Source organism: Peptoclostridium sp. AF21-18 (genome assembly GCF_003478825.1).
GTDB lineage: Bacteria > Bacillota > Clostridia > Peptostreptococcales > Peptostreptococcaceae > Peptacetobacter.
Genome location: NZ_QUGE01000005.1, coordinates 84,772 through 106,243, shown reverse-complemented (window position 1 = coordinate 106,243; position 21,472 = coordinate 84,772). Strand labels below are relative to the sequence as shown.

Genomic DNA, 21,472 nt, shown 5'->3' with positions numbered 1-21,472 from the left:
AGATGTCTTGATTTTTTCAAGACATCTTTTTTATTTATTCAAATATTCTTATATTCTTAGCAAAGTTTGCACCGAATTCGAAGCAATCTTCAAATGTTTCTTCTGATGGGAAGAATTTCTTTTTAAGTGGATCTAAAGGAGTTTTAAATCCTACAGCCTTAGCATTTGCATGAGCTATAGCTAAACCTTCACCACTCCATCCGTAAGAACCAAATACCGCAGCAAATTTACCAGCATTTGCAACTGGGTCAACTATTGAGAAGAAGTCCCACATAGGTTTAACCATAGTTTTGTTTATTGTTGGAGAACCAAGCATAACACCTTTAGAAGATATTAACTCGTCATGAACTTTGTCAAGAGGAGTAGTTTCTAAGTCAAATAATTCAACTTCCATACCTTCTGATTCAAGACCTTTAGCTATTTCTTTAGACATGGCTAAAGTATTTCCGTAAGCTGATAAGTAGAATATACTAACTTTATCTTTTTTAGTTGCTGCAACAGCATCTTTAGACCATTTAGTGTACATTGCTATAGCATGACCGAGATTTCTATCTAATATTGGACCATGAGAAGTTAATATTGTATCGAAATCTAAGTTTAATGATTTAACTTTATCTAAAGCAGTTAAAACGTGTTTAGCAAATGGTTTTACTATACAATCGTAGTAAACTTTATTAGCTTTATGGTAGTCAGCATGTACTATGTCATCTAGATGAACACAAGCGTAATGAGCACCAAAAGCATCACAAGTAAATAGAACTTTATCATATTCATCATAAGTGAACATTGTATCTACCCAATGAAGGAATGGTGCGTGTATGAAAGTAAGAGTTCTTTTACCTATATTAAGAGTTTCTCCATCAGCTACAACGTGGCATTTGAATTCTCTATTTATCTGGCTATCTAAGTAAAGTTTAGCTGGTCTAGTACAGTAAACTTCTATGTTAGGGTTTAAGTCAAGTAGAGCTTTAAGACTCCCTGCGTGGTCTGGTTCTGTATGATGAACTACTACATAGTCTATATCAGCTATATCAGTTACTTCTTTTAAATTAGATAAAAATTCATCCTGGAATTCTTTCTTAGCTGTATCGAAAAGAACAGTTTTTTCATCCTTTATAAGGTAAGAATTGTAAGTTGTACCAAATTCAGTTTCCATTATTATATCGAAAACCTGAAGATCTTTATCAGTTACCCCTGTATAATAAAGATCTTTTTTTATTTCAAAAGTATTTGCCATTTTGAAAATTACCTCCTCTATTTTATATTTATTTAACAAAAGCAAAAGCTTTTAAAGAATCAAAATAAATTATTTATATATACATTATAACATATCTTCGAATTCGTCAATTTGAAATTTTATATCAGAAAATTTCATCAAAAGATTTTTTTATGAAAATAAAAAAATAGTATATTTATATAAAAAAATATACCCCAATTAGTTATTTTTGTAACATAAAAAAAGCTTTATGCAAAGAAAAATTTGAGTATAGGCTAAAAGTTTAAAATAAATAAAGTTTTGAGTAATATAATAAAAAAAGAAAAGATTAAGCTTAACAATTTTATAATGGAAAATACTATTTTATAATTGTATAATATAATAAAGAGTGTTAAAGTAGGGATACTATAAAGTATTTTCAATTATGAATATTATATAGAAATAATAGATAAAATAGAATAAAATGCGGAGGATATATAGAATTTATGGAAAAAGTAGATTTAAAAAGAATTTTGAAAAAAGTTGAAAAGCCAGCTAGATATCTTGGAAACGAAATAAATGCTGTACACAAAGATACAAGCAATCCAGAGCTTGTAAGATATGCACATTGTTTCCCAGACCTTTATGAAGTTGGAATGAGTCATCTTGGAAGTCATATACTATATGATGTAATCAACAAAGAAGAAGGAGTATTCTGTGAAAGAGTATACGCTCCACAGGTGGATATGGAAGAAAAAATGAGAGAAAATAACATACCACTATTTGGATTAGAGTCAAGAGAATCTATAAGACACTTTGACATAGTTGCGTTTACTCTACAGTACGAACTTTGCTATACAAATATACTTAATATGTTAGATTTAGCAGGGATACCTCTTTTAAAAGAAGATAGAAAAGAAGGAGATCCATTTGTACTTGTTGGAGGTTCTTGCGCTTACAACAGTGAACCTATGACTGACTTCATCGACGCAGCACTTCTTGGTGAAGGTGAAGAGATGAATATAGAAGTAATAAACGAATACAAAGCTTGGAAAAAAAGTGGTGAACCTAGAGAAAAATTCTTAGAAAGAATAGCTAAAATAGAAGGTGTATATGTACCTTCATTCTACGATGTAGAATACAATGAAGACCAGACAGTAAAAAGCGTAACTCCAAATAGAGAATGTGCAAACCCACATCCAAGAAAAAGAATAATAAGAGATATGAATAAGGTTGAATATCCAGAAAGATTCATAGTTCCTTATATAGATACAGTACACGACAGAATAGTACTTGAAATATTCAGAGGATGTACAAGAGGATGTCGTTTCTGTCAGGCTGGTATGATATACAGACCTATAAGAGAAAAGAACTTTGCTAGATTAAAAGAAATACTAGAAAAACTTATAAAAACAACTGGATACGATGAAATATCACTAGTATCTCTAAGTACAAGTGACTACAGCCAGTTAGCTGAATTAACAGACTACTTAGTTGAAGAATACGCAAGCAAAAATGTTGGTATATCACTACCATCTTTAAGATTAGACAACTTCTCTATGGAAATAGCTAACAAAATACAGAAAGTTAGAAAAAGTGGTCTAACATTTGCACCAGAAGCAGGATCTCAGAGATTAAGAGACGTTATAAACAAAGGTATAACAGAAGAAGACTTAACTAGAGCTTCAAGACAGGCATTTGAAATGGGATGGAACAACATAAAACTATACTTTATGATAGGTCTTCCAACAGAAAATTACGATGATTTAGATGGAATATCTGACTTAGCTTATGAAGTTGTAGATATATACAAAGATGTTCACAATGGAAAATTCAAAGGAAAATTCAATGTAACAGTTAGTACATCTACATTTGTACCTAAGCCATTCACACCATTCCAGTGGAATCCACAGGATATGAAATCTAGTGTAATAGAAAAACAGAGACACTTAGTTAGAAAACTTAAAAATAGAAACATAACTTACAACTACCATGATTCAGATACAAGTTTAATGGAAGCTGTATTTGCAAGAGGAGATAGAAGATTAGGTAAAGTACTTCTAAGAGCACATGAATTAGGTGCTAAATTTGATGGTTGGGATGAACACTTCGATTTAGAAATATGGAAACAAGCTATGGAAGAATGTGGACTAGACATATCATTCTACGCTCACAGAACTAGAGAATTAGATGAAGTATTCCCTTGGGATCATATAGATGTAGGAGTAAGCAAAAAATTCTTAATAAGAGAAGCTGAAAAAGCATTAAAAGGAGAAATAACACCAGACTGTAGAAAAGGATGTAACGGTTGTGGAATAAATGTACACGATATAGGAAGGGGACTTTGCTAATGAAAATAATGAGAGTAAAATTCAAAAAAGAAGGGGATATGATATACATATCTCATCTAGATTTACAGAGAACACTTCAGAGAGCTTTTAGAAGAGCTGAAATACAGCTATGTTACTCACAGGGATTCAATCCTCATCCTAAAATGAGTTACGGTAATGCATTAGCTCTTGGAACAGAAAGCCAGGGAGAATATGTAGATATAGAAGTAGAAGATGAATTAACAGAAAAAGAATTTTTAGAAAAAATAGCTCCAGAATTACCTGTAGGGTTAGAATTTGTAAAATGCAAAGAAATAGATAAAACTGTTCCAGCTCTATCATCAGTTATAGAATGGGGAGAATATCTATTTACTATACCTTTAGAAAGAAAACTTTCTAAGGAATTTGTAAAATCTAAAGTATTAGATTATATGGGAAAAGAAGAAATAATAATAACTAAAAAGAATAAAAAAGGTAGATTAGTAGAAGTTGATATAAGACCACTTATAAAAACTTTTGATGTATTAGATTTAGAAGATGATTCTCTAACTTTAAATGCTGTAATAGCAACAGGTTCAATACAGAACTTAAATACAAACTTATTTATACCACAGATACTTTCTCTATTTGGAATAGAGCTAGATCCATTAGATGTGGATATATTAAGAAGAGATTTATACTATGTTGAAGATGGTGAGTTAGTAACTCCTCTATAAGATGAGAAGGTGATATTATTGAAGAAAATAATAATAGAATCACTAGAATCTTCTCAAAAGACAGCTATTCTAAATGAAGGAAAGCTAGAAGAAATATACATAGATAACACAATTGAAAAGAGTATAGTATCCAATATTTATAGAGGGATAGTACAAAAGGTGCTTCCTGGTATGAATGCTTGCTTTGTCGATATAGGAAAAGAAAAAAATGCATATCTTAAATTAGATAATGAAAGTAGTCTAAAAACAGGAGATGATGTTTTAGTACAGGTAATAAAAGATGAAATTGGAACAAAAGGCGCTAAAATATCTCAAGAAATAAGTTTTTCGGGTAGATATTTAGTGTACATTCCAAGTAATACTAGAGTTACTATGTCAAATAAAATTGTCGATGAAAAAGAAAGGCTGAGATTAAAGAGATTATTCTACACAAATTGTAAAAATGAAACTGGATATATAATCAGGACAGAAGCACAAGGATGTAGCATGGAAGATTTTAAAAATGATATAAAAGAATTAAAATCACTATATGCAAATGTAGAAAAAGAGTTTAAAAGAGGAAAAGGTTCTAAACTTTTATACACTGCATCTGACACAGCTATAAAATACGTAAGAGATAATATATCAGATGAAATAGAAACCATAATTACAAATGATGAAAACAAATACAACGATCTTAGAGAGATATTAAAGGAAATAGACAGAAAATATATTGAAGTATTAAAGTTAGACAAGGATGTTGATGTATTTAATGTCTACGGTGTAGAATCTCAGTTAAACAGATACTTATCGAAAAAAGTTTGGTTAAAGAGCGGTGGATACTTAATAATTGAAAAAACAGAGGCTCTTACGGTAATAGATGTAAATAGTGGAAAATTTACTGGTGGAGCAAAGCTTGCTAATACAGCTATGAAAATCAATGAAGAGGCTGCGAGAGAAATAGTAAACCAAATAATTGTAAGAGATATAGCTGGAATAATTATTGTAGATTTTATAGATGATCAGATTGTAAGCAGTTCAAAGAAAAAATTACTCAATATAATGAAAGAAGAATTTAAAAAAGATAAAAGAAAAAATGAAGTAAAAGGTATGACATCTTTAGGGCTTGTAGAAATTTCTAGAAGAAGGGAAAAAGAACCTTTAGAAGATTATTTCTTAAAAGACTGCAAGAGATGTGGAGCCAAATATGGAGATTTATCTTTAAATTCTATTCTTGATTTAATAGAGAAAAAAGTTATGAATATAAGTAGAAATACAGTCTACAAAAAAGTTAGATTGATTTTTAATCCTAGTATAAAACCTAATATAATAAACAATTATATGAATATAATTAAAAAGATAGGCCTAAAATATAGAGTTGAAATAGAGATCGCAGAAAGTACTGATGTGAAAGATTTTGCAGTAGAAATTGTGAAATAAAAAAATATAAAATTTATACAAAAAATATGCAAAAATAAGTTGACACTTGGCTTTACATAACGTATAATAAATAACTGTAATGCCGCTCAGAAAAGGTTGAAAACCCAATGGGTACCTTTAATGGCGAGTTTGTGACCGAGGAGGTGTATTTATGTACGCTATAGTAAAAACTGGTGGAAAACAGTATAAAGTTTCAGAAGGTGACGTACTATTCGTTGAAAAATTAGAAGCTAATGCTGGTGACGTAGTTACTTTAAACGATGTATTAGCTTGCTCAAAAGACGGTGAATTAGTATTAGGAAGCCCAGTAGTTGAAGGAGCATCTGTTCAGGCTAAAGTTTTAGAACAGGGAAAAGCTAAAAAAGTTGTTGTATTCAAATACAAAGCTAAAAAAGACTACAGAAGAAAACAGGGACATCGTCAGCCATACACTAAAATAGTAGTTGAAAAAATAAACGCTTAATTATCATGATTAAAGTTAAATATTTTTACAATGACGATTTCCAATTAAAAGGATTTTCTGTAAAAGGACATGCTGAATACGCGGAGTACGGAAGAGATATAGTTTGTGCAGCTGTTACAACTCATGCAATAGCGACAATTAATTCTCTAGATGTCTTACAGAAGGTCGAGTTCGAAAGCGTTGAGGCAGAAGAAGGAAATATTTCTTGTATAGTCAAAGATGATTGTATAGAAAAAGCTCAACTTCTATTACAGCACTTTCAACTAGCGATTCAAGAAATCAAACGGGAATACCCAAAAAATATAAAAATTCTTAAAAAATAGGGGGTGACTTCCAAATGTTAAAGATGAACTTACAGTTATTAGCATCTAAAAAAGGGGTAGGGTCTTCAAAGAATGGTAGAGATTCTGTTTCTAAAAGATTAGGTGTTAAAAGATTCGATGGACAGTTAGTTACTTCAGGAAGTATATTAGTTAGACAGAGAGGAACTAAAATACATCCAGGAAACAATGTTGGTAAAGGTGGAGATGACACTTTATTCGCATTAATAGACGGAACTGTTAAATTCGAAAGAAAAGACAAAAAAAGAAAAAAAGTTTCTGTATACCCAGTTTCAATAGCTGAATAATTACAGGACTACAGCTAAGAATGAAAAGGAGTGTATAAAACACTCCTTTTATAATATTCAAATAAAATTGTACGGATTATATAAATTAATATAAATTAGAGTGAACGGAATAAATATAAATATCAAAAGAAAAGAAGGTGAAAAGATATGTTTATAGATAAAGCCAGAATATTTGTTAAAGCCGGAAATGGTGGAAATGGGGCAGTATCTTTTAGAAGAGAAAAATATGTTCCAGCTGGAGGACCAGACGGTGGAGATGGTGGTAGAGGTGCTAGTATAATATTTGAAGTTGATACTGGACTTAGAACACTAATGGATTTTAAATATAAGAAAAAATACAATGGAGAAAATGGTGGAGACGGTTCTAAAAAAAGAAGAGCTGGTAAAAATGGTGAAGACCTTGTATTAAAAGTTCCTCAGGGAACAATAGTAAGAGATGAAGCTACAGGACTTATAATTGCTGACTTAAAGCACGAAGGTGATAGAGCAGTAATAGCTAAAGGTGGATACGGTGGTAAAGGTAATATGAACTTTGCCAATGCTGTAAGACAGGCACCTGCATTTGCGAAATCAGGTACTGATGGTGAAGAAAGATGGGTAATACTAGAATTAAAAATGATAGCAGACGTTGGTCTACTAGGATTCCCAAATGTTGGTAAATCAACATTTTTATCAGTAGTAACAAAAGCTAAACCCAAGATAGCTAACTATCACTTTACAACACTAACTCCAAACCTAGGTGTTGTTCAGACAGGATTTGGTGAAAGTTTTGTACTTGCAGATATACCAGGTATAATAGAGGGTGCATCTGAAGGGATAGGACTTGGACATGAATTCCTAAGACATGTAGAAAGAACAAAAGTATTAATACATATAGTAGATATATCTGGATTAGAAGGTAGAGATCCAATAGATGATTTTGAAAAAATCAATGAAGAATTAAAACTATACAATGAAAGATTAGCTACAAGACCTCAGGTAGTGGTAGCTAACAAAGCAGATATACTTTTCGATGATTCTATATATGAAAACTTCAAAGCAGAGATAGAATCAAGAGGATACAAAGTATTCAAAATGTCAGCTGCAACTAGAGATGGTGTAGATGACGTTATAAAATATGTAACTCAGTTACTTGCTGAAGCAGAAGAAATAGAATTAGTATCAGAAAATGAAATATATAGACCAGAACTTGATGCAAATAACGAAGAAGAAGGTCTACACATAGAACTTGGAGAAGATGGAGTATTTGAAGTAACTGGTAAAGCACTTAGAAGAATAATGTACTCTGTAAACTTCGACGATATGGAATCACTTCAGTACTTCCAGAATGCTATGGAAAGCCAGGGAGTATTCGACAGATTAAGAGAAATGGGTATAGATGACGGAGATTTAGTAAGAATTTACGAATTAGAATTCGAATTCTATAACTAAGATATAAATTTTAAAAAGATTAAATTATAAAAATAGAGGAGAAAAGACATGCTAAAAGGTAAACAGAGAGCTTATCTTAGATCACTTGCAAATACTTTAAAACCTACAGCTCAGATAGGTAAAGAAGGTGTAACTGGAGCATTCTTAGATGAATTAGACAACCAGTTAAGAGCAAGAGAACTAGTTAAAATAACTATATTAGAAAATGCTGGATTAGATGCTAAAGAAACAGCAAATGCAATATGTGAAGAATTAAGAGCTGAATTTGTTCAGGCTATAGGATTTAAATTCACTATATACAGAAAAAATAATGAACAGCCTAAAATACTATTCCCAGGACAGGCTCCAGCAAAAGCTAAAAAAGATAACGGTAAAAAAAGAGTAACAAAAAGATCAGTACAATAAAAAAATGGCTGTTGCAAAAATTGCAACAGCTTTATTTTTTATTCAGGATATTTTATTTGAGTACTGAAACGATCGTATCCTATTATTGTGTTTTCAAATACACTTTTAGCATTATTTTCGAATACATTTGGGTCTTCTATAGAAGGGCTAAAATGAGTTAAAAGAAGTTGTTTAGCATTTCCCCTTACAGCAAGTGATGCAGCCTCTCTAAATAGCATATGCTTGTTTTTAATAGCCTTTGAGATATCCATTTCGTCACCGTACATAGCTTCACAGATGAATAAATCAGCATCCTCTATAAATTCTGGTATAGTATCTAACGGTCTAGTATCTGTAATCATAGAAATTTTTATACCTTTTCTATCATCTCCAAGAACCATGTCAGGTGTATAATTTACATCATCATCCATAATAGTCATTCCTTTTTGTAGCATATTCCAATATTTTCTAGGAACATTGTTTTGCTGAGCTTTTTCAACATTAAATTTTGGATGTCTTGCAAAATAAAAATTATACCCTATACATTCAGTTGAATGTTCTAATTCTATTGTTTCTATAGATAAATCTGATAATATAGGATCTACAAGAGAGAATCTACCCTCTGGATTTTCAATTATATTCAATTTATATGGTAGTGTGATAAGAACTTGTATAGCATCCATAGCTTCTTTTATTCCGACAGGACCAACAATTGTTACGGTTTTCTTTCTTTCACTATTTCCCATAGTAGAAAGCAGTCCTATAAGACCTATTATATGATCACCATGAGTATGTGTTATGCAGATTAAATCTATATCCTTAAAACCGCAGCCTTTCATTTTCATAGAAACTTGTGTGCCTTCGCCACAATCTACTAAAATTTTTCTCCCATTAAAATTCATAAAAAGAGAAGATAAAAATCTATTTGGTAGTGGAACATTTCCACCACATCCTAAAAGAGTTAAATTAACCATATATTCCTCCTAAAATAGTAAATTTAATATAATAAAATTTAAAATTATAGATACTTAATTAGATTATATTAAAAAAATGATAAAAAAATCTTATTAAAGTTAAAATTGTAACTTATTTGTAATTATAAAATCTGAAATATATAATATAATAATTGTAACATCAATATGATTAAAATGAATATATTTTTGCTATAATAAAAGTAGAAAAAAGATTTTTTCTTAAAAATAAAAATTGATTGTGACTACATAAACACCTAATTTCTAGATAAGGGGGGAGAAAAATGAGAAAAGCATATAAAAGAATAATAAGTACGGCGATGGTATTATCTATAGTAATACAAGGAAATACAGTATTTGCAAAAGAAATATCTAATAATAACAACAATGAATCTAAAAAACTAGTAGTTGTATACGAAAGAAAAGATTCTAAGGACTATTTAGATATATTAATCAACGGAAAAACAAATCAAAAGGAAATAAAAGACGGCAAACTTTGTGAAGTCGTAGATGGAATAGACATAGCGGTTGTTGATTCAAATAAATCTACTAATTTAAAATCTGATATGACAAATCTAATTAAGAGCGGTGCAGAGGCATTTATCTACATAAATGGTGAGAATGTAGATGTATTTAGTGCTAATGACGTATCTAAAAAAATAAGCAAATCAAATGAAACTAACGGTAAATCAAATGAGTCTAAAAAAGAAGATTTAAAAAGAGAATCTACATCTAAAGAAAATCCTTCAAAAGAAGGAACTAAAGAGGATGCAAAAAAAGACACTTCTAAAAAAGTAAAAGTTGAAATAGATTATAGACAGAAAAATTCGTCTAATGAATTAATATCTTTAAAAACAGCAACAACTGTATCATCTTCAGAAAAAGAAGAATCTAAAACTGAAAACAGAAAAGAAGAAGATAAGAATAAAGAAGAAGATAAAAATAACTCAAATCAGAAACCAGAACAAGATAAAGAAGAAAATAAGGATGAGAACAAAGACGAAGTAAGCTTTAACAATGAAGATGTACTAGGAAAAACTTCTACTGAATTAGTTGGAGATTACTATACAATAGGTAAAGAAGAAAGTAACTTTGCAAATTTAATAAATGATGCATTACTTAGCAAAACAGGTGCAGAAATAGCTATGACTAATGCAGGAACTATATTAAAATCAATACCAAAAGGCGATATAACTTATGGAAATATAGTAGAATCTGTAATATTTGGAAATACAGTTATAACTAAAAAGTTAACTGGAAAACAGATAAAAGATGCTATAGAAGTCGGAGCTGAGATATATCCAGAAGCTAACTCTACATTCCTACACTTTGGAAATCTTACATACACAATAGATGTAAATAAAAAAGCTGGTAGTAGAATAACAGATATTAAAGTAAAAGGTAAAAAGCTTGATGAATCAAAACAGTATCTAGTTGCTATGAATGATTATATGTCTACAGATTATAGCTCTATATCTGGATCAGGTATTGAAAAAAATTACGTTGAATTAGATAAGGTAATAGCAGAATTTATAAAATCTAAAGGAACTGTAAACTACAAAAATGATGGTAGAATAAAAGTAACTAAAACAATAAATATAAATAGAGAAAAGGTTAAAAAAGTAGTTACTGCTATAGATAAATTAACATATGATAAGACAACATCTAATATAAAAGCGGTAAATGAAGCTATAAAAATGTTCAATGACTTAAATCAGGACGAAAGAAAACAAGTAACAAACTATAAAAAACTTGTTAAGATAGCAGATTCTTTAAGAAGCAATGGTGTAAATGTAAGTAAACCAAACGGAACAGGATCTAGTTCATCATCAAGTAACTCAAGTGGTTCAAAACCTACACAGAAATCTCCAAAAACAGGAGATGCATCATCAATAGCAGGAGCAGCAGGAACATTTGTAGCATCAGCTGCAGCTTTTGGAGCACTAAGAAGAAAAAAAGAAGACTAATAACTTGAATTAGTATTAATCCCAAATAAATAATAATTGATTGAATAAAAAATCCCCACAAAAGGTTGTAATTTAAAACTTCTGTGGGGATTTTAATTTTAATATAATATTTATCTCATTGTATCCTGTTTCTTTAACTGATAGTAATTATACACACCTAGTGCAAAACATAAAACACCGATAATTAATTTCTTCATACTTATTCCTCCTTAACAATCGAATTCATCAAAATTCAAAAGTTCTCTTAGTACTCTTTTAATAATATCATAATTAAAGCCTTTATAAGCTAAATGTTGATAAATTTTTTGATTAATTTTATTTTTATCCTCGCCCTTTAGCCTTTTTAATCTCTTTTCAGCTAGATATTTAGCGTTTTCGTACTCTTCATCCGGATCAATTTGAGAAATAGCATCTTGAATATCCGATGCGGCTATTCCTTTATTATATAGATTTTGCTTGATTTTATTTTTTCCAAACTTGCTAAGATTCATATTATCGTGGACAATCTTTTCTGCTAGAAGATTATCGTTTATAAGTTTATATCCTTTTAAAAACTCTATTACTTCTTCTACGATATTTTCGTCGTAATCGTTTAATAATTTTTCTCTAAGTTTTTTCTCTGATTGATCAGACTTTGAAAGAACTGAAAGAGCCTTATTTTTTGCTTTCATATACATTTCATCGTGTAAAAGACTTTCAAGTGACTCTTTGTCTATTTCCATTCCTTTTTTCAAAGAATGTGTATAGACTAGCTCTGCATAAACTGCCATAAAATATTCTTCATCTACATATATATTAACTCTATCTTTGCTTCTCTTTTGAGCTTCAATTTTTGTAATAATTGCCATAAAAATCCTCCTCTAATGAGATAGATTAATTTTAATCCACTTGAAAGACAAAGTCAACGAAGAATAATGAAAGAATTGGCAAAATAAGTCGTTTGTTTTACCTTGTATTTTTATAGATTCATTCAAGAAAATGTGAATCTATGGTACAATAGATAATAGTAAAAGGAAAAGGAGAAGTTAGTTTCAATGGGGATTTTAGAACTAGTAGATAGTGCTAGAAAAGCGAATGATAAAAAATTGAGCAAATTTGAAAATATAAAAGAGAAACAAAAGGTAGGTATTTTGGGAGGAACTTTTGATCCGATACATTTTGCACATCTAGCAACAGCAGAATTTATAAGAGATAAATACGATTTAGATTGGATTTTTTTCATACCAACTGGGAATCCACCACATAAATTGGGTATAAAAACAGATAAGTATGATAGATACAATATGGTTCTACTTGCTACTAAAACAAACAATAATTTTATAGCTTTAGATATAGAGATAGAAAGAAATAAACAGACATATACAGTAGATACACTAAACGATTTAAAGAGAATGTATCCAAATGCAGAGCTTTACTTTATAACAGGAGCAGATGCTATATGTGAGGTTGAAAGCTGGAGAGGTGTTAAGAAAAACTTTGAAATGGCTACATTTATAGCGGCCACAAGACCTGGTATAAGTCTTTTAAAGGCCCAGGAAAAGATTGAGCAGCTTGAAAGAAAATACGATACATCTATTATAAGTGTGTATGTTCCTTCTTTAGATATATCATCTACATATATAAGGGAACAGATAGAAGCTGGAAAAACAGTAAGATATTTAATGCCTGAATCTGTGGAAAAGTATATGCAGAGAAAGGATTTATATAAGCAGATAGAAGAATAAAATAATTTGGGAGGGAAGTTCGCTTTTAGGTGAACAAAAGAATTGATGAACTTAGATCAAATCAAAGAAAAACTAAAGGAATTGTTGACAGAAAAAAGATATGTACATTCATTAAATGTTGCTGAAAGTGCTAAAAAATTAGCTGAAATATACGGTGCCGATGAAGAAAAGGCATATTTAGCTGGAGTTGTACACGATTGTGCAAAATACTTTAAAACAGACAAAGTAAACCATTATGTAGAAAAATATAACATAGAGCTAGATGAGTTAGAAGTTGGAAATATTTCTCTTTCTCATAGTATAATAGGATCTTATGTTGTAAAATACGACTTTGGAATAGACGATGATGATATAATAAGCTCAGTAAGATATCATACAACAGGTAAGGTTGATATGAATCTAATGGAAAAAATAATATATGTTGCAGATTTAATAGAGGTAGGAAGAGATTATCCAGGAGTAGAAGAATTAAGAGATTTAGCTTATGGAGGAGATATGGATGCTGCCATGATACAATCATTTGACAACACTATAGCTCTTATGCTAAAAAAAGGAAATACAATTCATCCTAGATCTGTAGCAGCAAGAAACTTTATGATTACAGAAAGAAAAAAGAAAAAAGCTATTAAAAATTTATAAATAAATTTAAAAAGAGATTTTATTTTTAGTTCTATATGGTATAATAGTTTTAATATTTACAAGTAAGAGAACTATTTTGTAGTTTCATAAATTTAAGGAGGAAAGATAAATGGCAGCAGATTTAACAGTAGAACAGATGGTAAAAGTTATAAACCATGCGATAGAAGACAAATTAGGAAGAGATATACTAATTTTAAATATAGGAAAAATAACAAGCTTAGCTGATTATTTCATAATAACTACAGCTTCATCTTCAAGACAGGTTAAAGCAATAGCTGATAAAGTAGAAGAAGATATGACTAAAAACGGATTAGAACCAAGAGGTAAAGAAGGTATAGACTCTCAGCAGTGGGTACTTCTTGACTACGGCGATATAATGGTTCATATATTTGATGAAGAAAACAGAGATTTCTACAACTTAGAAAAATTATGGAAAGATGCACCAGTTGTAGATCCAGATGAATTATAAAATTGTATTTAATCAAAAAGGACTATAAATATAGTCCTTTTTTAAAATAATCAAACTTGACACTTAATATTAAAGATGTTAGAATGTTTTTATTAATCAAAAATAAAAAATATTTACAGACAGTCTGAAGTAGTAGGATAGGAGTTATTTCAGAGAGCTGGTGTTAGCTGCGAACCAGTATAACAAATTTCTGAACTTGTCAGAAAAGAGCTGTCGACCGTTGTCGGTTTAAAGACTCAACTAAGAGAGTTCAATTTATTTGAACTAATTAGGGTGGTACCGCGAGTATATAATATCCTCGTCCCTAAACGATTACGTTTAGGGATTGAGGATTTTTTTATTATACAGAAATAATAATTATTATATTTGAACTACTAAAAATAAAAAACAGGAGGAGAAAAAATGAGCGTATATGATTTCAAAGCCATAGAAACAAAATGGCAGAAAACTTGGAAAGAAAACAATCAGTACAAAATGGATACTGAGCAGACAGAAAAACCAAACTACTACACATTAGAAATGTTCCCTTATCCATCAGGAAAACTTCATATGGGACATGTTAGAAACTATTCTATAGGTGATGTTATAGCTAGATTCAAAAAAATGAAAGGATTCAATGTACTTCATCCAATGGGATGGGACTCATTTGGATTACCAGCAGAAAATGCAGCTATAAAACATGGTATACATCCACACAAATGGACTATGGAAAATATAGCTGAAATGAGAGAACAGTTAAACCTACTAGGATTAAGCTATGACTGGGATAGAGAAGTAGCTACATCTACTCCAGAATACTATAGATTTACTCAGGAAATATTCCTAAAATTATTAGAACAGGGATTAGCATATAAGAAAAAATCTTACGTTAACTGGTGTCCATCTTGTGAAACAGTTCTTGCTAATGAACAGGTTGTTCAGGGAGAATGTGAAAGATGTGGAACAACAGTTATAAAGAAAGACCTAGAACAGTGGTATTTCAAAACTACTGCATTTGCAGAAGAATTATTAAACGACTTAGATAAATTAGACGGTTGGCCAGAAAAAGTTAAAACAATGCAGAGAAACTGGATTGGTAAGAGTACAGGGGCTAACTTAACATTTACAATAGATGGAACTGAAGATACAATAACAGTTTATACAACTAGACCTGATACAGCTTACGGTGTATCATTCATGGTATTAGCACCAGAAAGCCCATTAGTTAAAGAATTAGTTGCAGGAACTGAATACGAAGCTCCAGTAGATGAATTCGTTCTAAAAATGCACAAAATGACAGAAATAGAAAGAACATCTACAGACCTTGAAAAAGAAGGTATGTTCATAGGTAAATATGTAATAAATCCAGTAAATGGAAGAAAAGTGCCAATATGGATAGCTAACTATGTACTTGCTGACTACGGAACAGGTGCTGTTATGGCAGTTCCAGCTCACGATGAAAGAGATGAAGATTTTGCTAAAAAATACGACCTTCCAATAGTACCAGTAATAGATGAAGACGGAATAATGATAAATTCTGAAGAATTTAATGGTATGCCTGCTAAAGAAGCTTTCGAAAAAATAGTAGACAAAATGGAAGCAGAAGGAAAAGGAAAGAGAACTGTAAACTACAGATTAAGAGACTGGTTAGTTTCAAGACAGAGATATTGGGGATGCCCTATACCAGTAGTATATTGTGATGATTGCGGTATAGTACCTGAAAAGAAAGAAAATCTACCAGTATTACTTCCAACAGACGTTGAATTTACAGGAAAAGGAGAATCACCATTAACAACTTCTCCAACATTCACTGAAACAGTTTGTCCAAAATGTGGAAAACCAGCTAGAAGAGAAGTAGATACTATGGATACATTCATAGATTCTTCTTGGTACTTCTTAAGATATACTGACAACAAAAATACTGAAGAACCATTCAGAAAAGATATAGCTGATAAATGGGTACCAGTAGATCAGTATATAGGTGGTGTAGAACATGCTATAATGCATCTTCTTTACGCTAGATGGTTAATGAAAGCATTCCACAGCATGGGAATGGTAGAAGCTGACGAACCATTCAAAAACCTATTAACTCAGGGTATGGTTCTTAAAGAAGGATCAAAAATGAGTAAATCAAAAGGAAACACAGTATCTCCTTTAAAAATAATAGATGAATACGGTGCTGATACAGCTAGATTATTCATACTATTCGCAGCTCCACCAGAAAGAGACCTTGACTGGTCAGACCAGGGTGTTGAAGGATGCTTCAAATTCTTAAACAGAGTATATAGATTAGTTGATGAATTAGCAGAAGAAGTTAAAAACTGCGATGGTGAATTCGGTAAATTAACTTCAGCTGATAAAGATATGAGATTCACTATAAATAGTGTAATCAAAAAAGTTACATCTGACTTAGATGAAAAATTCGGTTTCAATACATCTATAGCATCTTTAATGGAATTAATAAACGAAATGTACAAATATAAAGAATTAGATGGAAGAAACTCAGCTGTTATAAAAGAAGGTATAGAAGCTATAGTTACAATAATATCTCCATTCACTCCTCATTTAGGTGAAGAATTATGGCAGATGATAGGTAAAGAAGGAAGCGTATTTGATATAAGCTGGCCTGAATACGACGAAAAAGCTTTAGTAAAAGATGAAGTTGAAGTAGTTGTTCAGATAAATGGTAAAGTAAGAGGAAGAATGAATGTTCCTACAGAAATATCAAGAGATGATATGCAGGCTGCTGCTTTAGAAGACGAAAAAATAAAAGAATTAGTTGAAGGAAAAACTATAGTTAAAGTTATAGCTGTTCCTAAAAAATTAATAAATATAGTTGTAAAATAATAGAGAATACAGGTGCTGTTGTAATAACATTTAGAGATGTTTTGCAGCAGCATCTTTTTTTGTGTGGAATTTGTAATTTAACCTATATAAAATAATAAATAATATTGAAAAGAGATTAATCTAGGTATACAATAGACAAAGTGGACTAAAAAATTAAAAGAATACAATTTGTATTAAATATATAAATAAATCATAAAGTTAAAAATATAAATAAAAATTAAAGAAAGGAGATTTTAATGGACGTAAATAGAATACTAGAATTTGCATCTGATGCGGGAGTTTTACTTCTACAAAGTGGTGGAGAAACGTACAGAGTAGAAGAAACAGTTACGAGAATATGCGCTTCATTTGGAGTAGAGAAAACAGGTGTATTTGCAACTCCGACTGCGGTAATAGTATCAGGAACGGTTGATGGAAAAATAAGCTCAGTTGTAAAGAGAATAACTAAAAGAAGTACAGACTTAAATAAGGTATTTGAGATAAATGCTTTGTCTAGAACTATATCACAGTACAACTTTGATATAGCGATATGTGAAAAAATACTAGCTGAAATAGAAAAAGGAAACTATTATTCAGATAATAAAAAGATATTTTTTGCAGGGGTAGGGACTGCAGTTCTTACTGTACTGTTTGGCGGTGGAGTAGCAGATATGTTTGCAAGTTTCTTTATAGGTTGTACTGTTAAATATGTCACAGGATTATTTGGAAAAATATCGCTTAACGACTTTTTTATAAATATGATTGGTGCGGCGATAATACCTACAATTGCAATATTATTAGTTAAGTTTAGATTTATATATACTATAGACAAGGTTATTATGGGATCTATAATGCTCCTTGTTCCAGGATTGCCACTAACCAATGCTATAAGGGATATACTTGATGGAGAGCTTTTATCTGGGGCTATGAAAATAGAGGAAGTTCTTTTAATAGGTATAGCTGTTAGTATAGGAATGTGTTTCGTTTTAAACTTATACATAAGATATGGAGGTATTTAAAATGAGATTAGCACTAGAAGTTGTACTATGTATAATAGCTGCATATAGTTTTGGAGTGATTTTTAATATAAAAGGAAAATATCTCAGAATATCTGCAATTGGTGGAGGAATAGCTTGGCTATCTTATAAGCTACTTCTAATGGTTGGTATGGAGAATAATCTTTCTTTCTTCTTTGCTACAATATGCTTTGGAGTATATGTAGAGGTTTGTGCTAGGTTGTACAATGCGCCATCCACAATAATGAGTGTATGTGCGATGATAATACTTGTCCCAGGATATGGTGTATATAATACTTTTTATGCCTTCCTTACAAATGATTATACAGCGGGTGTAAGAAATGGTATATCAACCCTTATGATAGCTGGGGCTATATCTCTAGGTTTGGTATTTATAACGACTTTATTTAGAAGAAGAAAAACAAATGATATACTTGGAAAAATAATAAACTCATTTAAGAAGATAAATAAAAATTCAGATGAAGATGATGATATAAAAATAGAGGACTTCTAAAAATAGAGGTCCTCTTTTATTTCATATTTATGTATTTTAAAATTAAGCGTATATACCTCTTTCGAAGTAGTCAGTTATAGTATCCATATCATCAGTCTGTCCAAGAGCTAGCATTAATTTTATTCTAGCTTTCTGTCCAGGAAGATCTCCACCAAATATACAACCTAAGTTTCTAAGGTCTCTACCTGAACCATGATATCCGTAGCTATCAAATACTCTACCTGAATGACATCTTGAAACTATAACAACAGGTAATTCTTTTTCTCTAGCGTATTCAACACCAGGTAACATTTCTGGAGGTATATTTCCTCTACCCATTGCTTCTATTACTATACCTTTGTATCCTAAATCTACAGCAGCTTTTATGAAGTCACTGTTTTCTCCTGCACAAGCTTTAAATAGAGCAACTTTAGATTCTATTTTATCAGTTTTTATAACTCTTCTATTTACTATATCTCTAAGTAAAACTAATTCATTGCAGTCTATGTAACCAAGAGGTCCACCAACTAAAGACTGGAATGTATTTAAAGCTAGTGTATTAGTTTTTGTAGCTTCTGAAGCTAATAAAACTTCATTGTTTAAAACAACTAAAACACCTTTTCCTATAGCATCCTTTGATACAGCTGTACAAACTGCAGCTGATAGGTTACTTGAACCATCGTAACCAAGTTCTGAACTACTTCTCATAGCACCAGTAACTATAACAGGTTTTGGATTGTCTATAGTTAAATCTAGGAAATAAGCTGTTTCTTCTAGTGAGTCAGTACCGTGTGTTATGATAACTCCAGTTATATCTTCTCTAGCTAAAAGATCTTCAGTATATTTTTTAAGCTCCATCATTCTGTAAGGAGTCATATGAGGTCCTGGTATTTCAGCAAAGTTAAGAACTTCTATATCGGCAACTTTATCTATATTAGTAACCATAGAAAGTATCTGTTCTCCTGAAAGAGTAGGTATTGCTGCCCCCACCTGGTCATCCACTGTCATAGATATTGTTCCACCAGTAAATACAATTGCAACTTTCTTTTTAGTAGTCATAATAATCTATACACCTTTCTAATAAAAAATAATTAATATTCCAATAGAAATTATAACAAAAAAATACAATAAATACATCTTTTATTTTAGATTTTGCATAAAATACATCACAATCATACTTTTAAATAGTATTAATTAGTCTTTTTGCTTTTCCATAGCTCAACATAGTCGTTAAGTATATTTTTGATAGATGCACCTATTGTTATATAAGCTCTATCGTCTAAATTTGCAAGAGAAACTCTTATAGACCATTTTGGTGCAGCGAATCCGTTACCACCAAGAAGAACTATAGCGTAGTCTTTTGCAAGTTTGTATAATATATCGCATGCATCAAAGTTTTTGTGCATAAAGTCTACAAATTCCTGACCATGATTTAATCTTCCCCATTCATCTATATCAAACTGGAAGTAGTATGCAGCACTATTTTCTAAGTTTACATAGTCTATTCCTAGAGATTCAAAAAGAAGTCTCTGTCTTCTTCTACATATGCTCATGTTTAATTTTTTATATGCGTCAACCTTGTCTATTAATGCAAAAGCAGAGAAGAATGCCATCTGAACCTGCTGTGGAGTAGAAAGTCCTGCTGTGTGGTTTAGAGCAACCCGTCGACTATCTGCAACAACTCTTTCCATAAATGTAAGAGCAGAAGGGTTAAGACTCATATCACTGTATCTCTTATCAACTAATTTTTTAGATTCACCTTTTAATTCTTTTATTTTTTTATCGAAAACATTTCTTTCGTGAACTGCAAATGTACCTAATCTCCAACCAGTAACACCAAAGTATTTTGAATAAGAGTAAACACCTAATGTATTATAAGGAAGTTTTGACATTAATGAATAGAAGTCATTTACAAATGTTCCGTAAACGTCATCTGATATTATCATTAAATCTTCATTATATGTTTTAACAACGTCTATTAATTCATTGCAAGTATTTTCATCCATACCTATTGAAGCTGGATTGTTAGGGTTTACAACGAAAAGAGCTTTTATATTTTTATCTTTTAATTTTTCAAGTTCTTTTCTTGAGAACTGCCAAGTATGAACGCCTCTTTCATCTATAACATCTGCATTTATATTTATTATGTCGAAGTTGTATCTTGGAAGATTTGGTATTTCTAAGTAAGGAGTGAATATAGGAGTCATCATTGCTATTTTATCACCTCTTCTTAAAAGTTCGTTTGCCATAAGTGAATCGAATATGTAACACATGGCAGCAGTAGCACCTTCAACTGCAAATACCTGTATATCTCCATATTCATCATCTATATTGTATTTCATTTCCTGAACTAAGTAGTCGTGAACTATTTTTTCTATATGAGGTAACATTCTATCTGGTAGTGGATAGTTATCTCCTATTATACCGTCTGCTAACTCATGAACAAATTCATCTGGATCGAATCCCATTTCTGTTATACCGTAGTTTACTATATTTTTTAATAAGAAAGCACCAGGCATATCTTTATTTTCTTCTATATATTTAAATAATCTTTTTGCTATACCTTCTTTCTGTGGCATACCTGAAAGATTTCCTAAGTCCCAATTAAGTCTTGTTTCTGTTACTGCAAAATGTCCGAATGTAAAGAAAGCTTCTCTAGCAGAAGAACAAGTCCAGTTTGGATTTCCTCTACCAGCATCTAGTAAAGGTATGTTTTTAGTGTTAGAAGTATCCTTTGCGATTTCTATAAGTTCGTTTTTAAATTCAAACGGACTTAATCTGTCGTACATTTTTTTGATTTCGTCCTTTGTGTAGTTAATCAT

At 30.9% G+C, this 21,472-nt stretch carries 20 protein-coding genes and 1 other annotated feature; of the genes, 15 read left to right on the top strand and 5 right to left on the bottom strand.

Annotated features, from left to right (window positions below; all coding sequences use genetic code 11):
• Positions 1 to 34 precede the first annotated feature (34 nt).
• Positions 35 to 1,237 carry an FprA family A-type flavoprotein gene (locus tag DWX74_RS04185; protein WP_118548847.1) on the bottom strand — a complete coding sequence of 401 codons (1,203 nt, stop codon included), beginning with the start codon at positions 1,235 to 1,237 and terminating at the stop codon, positions 35 to 37.
• A gap of 464 nt (positions 1,238 to 1,701) precedes the next feature.
• Between DWX74_RS04185 and DWX74_RS04180 the strand changes: the two genes are divergently transcribed.
• The 8 genes from DWX74_RS04180 (at position 1,702) to DWX74_RS04145 (ending at position 8,587) form a co-directional block, all read left to right on the top strand.
• On the top strand, positions 1,702 to 3,546 hold the full coding sequence (locus tag DWX74_RS04180; protein WP_118548846.1) for a TIGR03960 family B12-binding radical SAM protein: 1,845 nt from the start codon (positions 1,702 to 1,704) through the stop codon (positions 3,544 to 3,546).
• A complete protein-coding gene (locus DWX74_RS04175; RefSeq protein ID WP_118548845.1) occupies positions 3,546 to 4,241 on the top strand; it encodes a TIGR03936 family radical SAM-associated protein in 696 nt (231 codons plus the stop codon). The genes DWX74_RS04180 and DWX74_RS04175 overlap by 1 nt, the downstream gene beginning before the upstream one ends.
• 9 nt (positions 4,242 to 4,250) lie before the next feature.
• Positions 4,251 to 5,660 carry an Rne/Rng family ribonuclease gene (locus DWX74_RS04170; RefSeq protein ID WP_118548844.1) on the top strand — a complete coding sequence of 470 codons (1,410 nt, stop codon included), beginning with the start codon at positions 4,251 to 4,253 and terminating at the stop codon, positions 5,658 to 5,660.
• 151 nt (positions 5,661 to 5,811) lie between these two features.
• Positions 5,812 to 6,123 (top strand): 50S ribosomal protein L21, encoded by a 312-nt coding sequence (gene rplU / locus DWX74_RS04165; protein WP_006440834.1) that lies wholly within the window; start codon positions 5,812 to 5,814, stop codon positions 6,121 to 6,123.
• 5 nt (positions 6,124 to 6,128) lie between these two features.
• Entirely contained in the window at positions 6,129 to 6,446 is a 318-nt protein-coding gene (locus DWX74_RS04160) for a ribosomal-processing cysteine protease Prp (RefSeq protein ID WP_006440835.1), read from the top strand.
• Positions 6,447 to 6,460: 14 nt separating this feature from the next.
• A complete protein-coding gene (gene rpmA, locus DWX74_RS04155; protein WP_040410667.1) occupies positions 6,461 to 6,751 on the top strand; it encodes a 50S ribosomal protein L27 in 291 nt (96 codons plus the stop codon).
• Between the two features lie 147 nt (positions 6,752 to 6,898).
• Positions 6,899 to 8,182 carry a GTPase ObgE gene (gene obgE / locus DWX74_RS04150; RefSeq protein WP_118548843.1) on the top strand — a complete coding sequence of 428 codons (1,284 nt, stop codon included), beginning with the start codon at positions 6,899 to 6,901 and terminating at the stop codon, positions 8,180 to 8,182.
• Between the two features lie 48 nt (positions 8,183 to 8,230).
• Positions 8,231 to 8,587 (top strand): YhbY family RNA-binding protein, encoded by a 357-nt coding sequence (locus DWX74_RS04145; RefSeq protein ID WP_006440838.1) that lies wholly within the window; start codon positions 8,231 to 8,233, stop codon positions 8,585 to 8,587.
• A gap of 38 nt (positions 8,588 to 8,625) precedes the next feature.
• Here DWX74_RS04145 and DWX74_RS04140 read toward each other — a convergent pair whose 3' ends face one another.
• Entirely contained in the window at positions 8,626 to 9,540 is a 915-nt protein-coding gene (locus tag DWX74_RS04140; protein WP_118548842.1) for a ribonuclease Z, read from the bottom strand.
• 281 nt (positions 9,541 to 9,821) lie between these two features.
• On the opposite strand from DWX74_RS04140, the gene DWX74_RS04135 reads away from it, so the two are divergent.
• Positions 9,822 to 11,504, top strand: a complete 1,683-nt coding sequence (locus DWX74_RS04135; RefSeq protein WP_118548871.1) for a 5'-nucleotidase C-terminal domain-containing protein — start codon at positions 9,822 to 9,824, stop codon at positions 11,502 to 11,504.
• Positions 11,505 to 11,713: 209 nt separating this feature from the next.
• Here DWX74_RS04135 and recX read toward each other — a convergent pair whose 3' ends face one another.
• On the bottom strand, positions 11,714 to 12,352 hold the full coding sequence (gene recX / locus DWX74_RS04130; RefSeq protein ID WP_118548841.1) for a recombination regulator RecX: 639 nt from the start codon (positions 12,350 to 12,352) through the stop codon (positions 11,714 to 11,716).
• Positions 12,353 to 12,538: 186 nt separating this feature from the next.
• On the opposite strand from recX, the gene nadD reads away from it, so the two are divergent.
• The 6 genes from nadD to DWX74_RS04100 all read left to right on the top strand — a co-directional run bounded on the left by nadD (position 12,539) and on the right by DWX74_RS04100 (position 18,671).
• A complete protein-coding gene (nadD, locus tag DWX74_RS04125) occupies positions 12,539 to 13,228 on the top strand; it encodes a nicotinate-nucleotide adenylyltransferase (protein WP_118548840.1) in 690 nt (229 codons plus the stop codon).
• Positions 13,229 to 13,273: 45 nt separating this feature from the next.
• On the top strand, positions 13,274 to 13,867 hold the full coding sequence (yqeK, locus tag DWX74_RS04120) for a bis(5'-nucleosyl)-tetraphosphatase (symmetrical) YqeK (RefSeq protein ID WP_118548839.1): 594 nt from the start codon (positions 13,274 to 13,276) through the stop codon (positions 13,865 to 13,867).
• 109 nt (positions 13,868 to 13,976) lie between these two features.
• Positions 13,977 to 14,336, top strand: coding sequence for a ribosome silencing factor (gene rsfS / locus DWX74_RS04115; RefSeq protein ID WP_006440844.1), 360 nt, complete (start codon positions 13,977 to 13,979; stop codon positions 14,334 to 14,336).
• A 107-nt stretch (positions 14,337 to 14,443) separates the two neighbouring features.
• Positions 14,444 to 14,645, top strand: a binding site (T-box leader).
• Positions 14,646 to 14,738: 93 nt separating this feature from the next.
• Positions 14,739 to 17,162 carry a leucine--tRNA ligase gene (leuS, locus tag DWX74_RS04110; protein ID WP_118548838.1) on the top strand — a complete coding sequence of 808 codons (2,424 nt, stop codon included), beginning with the start codon at positions 14,739 to 14,741 and terminating at the stop codon, positions 17,160 to 17,162.
• A 236-nt stretch (positions 17,163 to 17,398) separates the two neighbouring features.
• Positions 17,399 to 18,160, top strand: coding sequence for a threonine/serine exporter family protein (locus DWX74_RS04105; RefSeq protein ID WP_118548837.1), 762 nt, complete (start codon positions 17,399 to 17,401; stop codon positions 18,158 to 18,160).
• Position 18,161: 1 nt separating this feature from the next.
• Positions 18,162 to 18,671 (top strand): threonine/serine exporter family protein, encoded by a 510-nt coding sequence (locus DWX74_RS04100; RefSeq protein ID WP_286164187.1) that lies wholly within the window; start codon positions 18,162 to 18,164, stop codon positions 18,669 to 18,671.
• A gap of 42 nt (positions 18,672 to 18,713) precedes the next feature.
• Here the strand turns inward: DWX74_RS04100 and DWX74_RS04095 are convergent, their stop codons facing one another.
• Positions 18,714 to 19,709, bottom strand: a complete 996-nt coding sequence (locus DWX74_RS04095; RefSeq protein WP_118548835.1) for an asparaginase — start codon at positions 19,707 to 19,709, stop codon at positions 18,714 to 18,716.
• Positions 19,710 to 19,840: 131 nt separating this feature from the next.
• Positions 19,841 to 21,472 (bottom strand): aspartate 4-decarboxylase, encoded by a 1,632-nt coding sequence (gene aspD / locus DWX74_RS04090; protein ID WP_118548834.1) that lies wholly within the window; start codon positions 21,470 to 21,472, stop codon positions 19,841 to 19,843.